Below are 2,927 nucleotides of genomic sequence, written 5' to 3' on the forward strand. Positions count from 1 at the left end.
GCCGTCCGACCGCGGCGCGCAGCCCGGCCAGGTGCAGGCGATCTCGACGGCCCAGGTGCTCGCCGCCGGGCCCGACGGCCCAGGATGGGCCGAGGGGCGCACCGTCGGCGCGTACGGCGCGCTGCGGTCGGAGCAGCCCGCCCCAGACGTCACGCTGGCGACGCTGCCCAAGCCCGACACCGACCCGGGCTCGCACCTCTCCTACGCGTTCCAGTGGGCCATCTTCGCGCTCGGCGCCGTGGGCGGGTACATCGTGCTGTGGCGCCGTGAGCGGGGAGCGTTGCGCGGGGAGAACGTGTCGGCGGGCGACCTGCTGCTGGCTTCCGGCGAGGTGTCCGACGGCGAAGGGGTCCGCGCCCGCAAGGCTCCCAAGGAGCGCCGGCGCAGCGCCGAGGACGAGGAAGACGCGCTGATCGAGTCCCAGCTGCGCTGAGCTGCTCCGGCCAACCGCTGGTCGAGCTGGTCGAGCCGGTCGAGACCTCGCCACGCCTCTGGGTAGACATGACAAGAGCGGGCCCTGTTGCTCTGCGTAGACATTGTCCACTCAGAGCAACGGGGCCCGCGGAGTAGTGGTCTCCCCTGCCGTCAGGCGAGGGAGACGAGCTCCTGGTAGCTGTCGTTCCAGAGGTCCTCGTCGCCGTCGGGCAGCAGGAGCACGCGCTCCGGCTCCAGCGCCTCGACGGCGCCGTCGTCGTGGGTCACCATGACGACGGCGCCCTCGTACGTCTTGAGCGCCCCGAGGATCTCGGCGCGGGATGCCGGGTCGAGGTTGTTGGTGGGCTCGTCCAGCAGCAGGACGTTGGCGCCGGAGACGACGATCGTCGCCAGCGCGAGCCGCGTCTTCTCACCGCCGGACAGCACGTGCGCCGGCTTCTCGGCGTCGTCCCCGCTGAACAGGAACGAGCCGAGCACCGAGCGCACCTGGGTGTCGGTGAGGTCGGGCGCGGCGTGCCGCAGGTTCTCCACGACGGTCGCGTCCATGTCGAGCGTGTCGTGCTCCTGGGCGTAGTAGCCGAGCTTGAGGCCGTGGCCGGGCTCGACCTCGCCGGTGTCCGGGGCCTCGACGCCCGCGAGGATGCGCAGCAGCGTCGTCTTGCCCGCACCGTTGAAGCCGAGGATCACCACGCGCGACCCGCGGTCGATCGCCAGGTCGACCCCGGCGAACACCTCCTGCGACCCGTACGCCTTGGACAGCCCGCTCGCGGTCAGCGGCGTGCGTCCGCAGGGCGCCGGCGTCGGGAAGCGGAGCTTGGCCACGCGGTCGGCGGCGCGCTCGTTCTCCAGGCCGCCGAGCATCTTCTCGGCGCGCTTGATCATGTTCTGCGCGGCGGTCGCCTTGGTCGCCTTGGCGCGCATCTTCTCGGCCTGGGCGAGCAGGGTGCCGGCCTTCTTCTCCGCATTCGCCCGCTCGCGCCGACGACGGCGCTCGTCCGTCTCGCGCTGCTCCAGGTACGTGTCCCAGCCCATGTTGTACTGGTCGAGCTCGCCCCGGTTCGCGTCCAGGTGGAACACCTTGTTCACGGTGGCACGCAGCAGGTCGACGTCGTGGCTGATCACGATGAACCCGCCGTTGTACGCCTTGAGGTAGTCGCGCAGCCAGATGATCGAGTCGGCGTCGAGGTGGTTGGTGGGCTCGTCCAGCAGCAGTGTCTCGACGCCGCTGAACAGGATGCGCGCGAGCTCGATCCGGCGGCGCTGCCCGCCCGAGAGGGTGCTCAGCGGCTGGCCCAGCACGCGCTCGTCCAGGCCGAGGTTCGCCGTGATGATCTGCGCCTCGGACTCGGCGGCGTACCCGCCGGCGGCGAGGAACCGCGCCTCCAGCTTGGGGTAGCGCTCCAGCGCCGCGGCCTGCGTGTCCGGGTCGGCCGAGGCCATCTCGCCCTCGGTCGCGCGCATCTGCGCGATCACGCGGTCGAGGTTGCGCGCGGAGAGCACGCGGTCCATGGCGACGACCTCGAGGTCACCCGTGCGCGGGTCCTGCGGCAGGTAGCCGATGTCCGTGCCGCGCACGATCTGACCGCCCGTGGGCTGGGTCTCCCCCGCCAGCGTCTTGGTCAGCGTGGTCTTGCCGGCGCCGTTGCGGCCCACCAGGCCGATCCGGTCGCCCGAGGCGACCCGGAAGGTGGCCTCGCTCAGCAGCACGCGCGCGCCGACGCGCAGCTCGACGCCATGGGCAGTGATCACGCAGGTTTTCCTCACGGTCAGGGGTGGTCGTACGACAGAGATCGGCCCACGGCGGCGGGGGCCGGTCCAGTCTAGGGGGTGCGGGTCCGGCAACGGGCGGGTCGCGACGAATGTCACCATGGGGCCCATGCCCTCTTCACGCGCCGACGCCGCCCGCTGGCAGCCCGGCGACGTCCGCGAGGCAGCCGGCGGGCTGTTCGCCCTGGCCCTCGCCACCTTCGTCGCCGTCACGACCGAGCTGGTCCCGGTGGGCCTGCTCCCGCTGATCAGCGACGACCTCGCCGTCTCGGAGTCCGTCGCGGGCCTCCTGGTCACGGCGTACGCGTTCATGGTGGCAGCGCTCGCCCTGCCGCTCACGTCCGCGACGCGGAGGCTGCCACGCAAGACCCTGCTGCTTGGCACCCTTGCCGTCTACACGGCGAGCAACGTGATCGTCGCGCTGGCCCCAACGTTCGCCGTCGTCGCCGCGGCGCGGGCCCTGGGCGGGGCCGCCCACGCCGTCTTCTTCTCCGTGAGCATCGGGTACGCCTCGCGGCTGGTGCGCCCGCACCTGGCCGGGCGGGCGCTGGCGCTCGTCACGCTGGGCGCGTCGGCCGGGTTCATCCTCGGCGTCCCGCTGTCGACGTCGCTGGGGACGGCCGTCGGCTGGCGCAACGCGTTCCTCGTCCTGACGGGCGTGTGCGTCGTCGCGGGCGTGCTCACGGCGTGGCTGCTGCCGTCCGTCCCGGGCGGCGGCGCGCCCC

General features: G+C 72.6%; 2 protein-coding genes and 1 pseudogene. 2 read left to right on the forward strand and 1 reads right to left on the reverse strand.

All coding sequences use genetic code 11. From position 1 onward, the window contains the following. A pseudogene (locus PROKR_RS31930) lies at positions 1–433 on the forward strand (SURF1 family cytochrome oxidase biogenesis protein); the annotation flags it as partial. Positions 434–585: 152 nt separating this feature from the next. Here the strand turns inward: PROKR_RS31930 and PROKR_RS24730 are convergent. Then, on the reverse strand, positions 586–2,184 hold the full coding sequence (locus PROKR_RS24730) for an ABC-F family ATP-binding cassette domain-containing protein (protein ID WP_020013113.1): 1,599 nt from the start codon (positions 2,182–2,184) through the stop codon (positions 586–588). A gap of 127 nt (positions 2,185–2,311) precedes the next feature. Here PROKR_RS24730 and PROKR_RS24735 point away from each other — a divergent pair. Next, positions 2,312–2,927, forward strand: a 616-nt coding sequence (locus PROKR_RS24735; protein WP_157602652.1) for an MFS transporter, incomplete at its 3' end; no start/stop codon positions are given.

The sequence above is a fragment of the Promicromonospora kroppenstedtii DSM 19349 genome, assembly GCF_000515355.1.
Taxonomy (GTDB): domain Bacteria; phylum Actinomycetota; class Actinomycetes; order Actinomycetales; family Cellulomonadaceae; genus Promicromonospora; species Promicromonospora kroppenstedtii.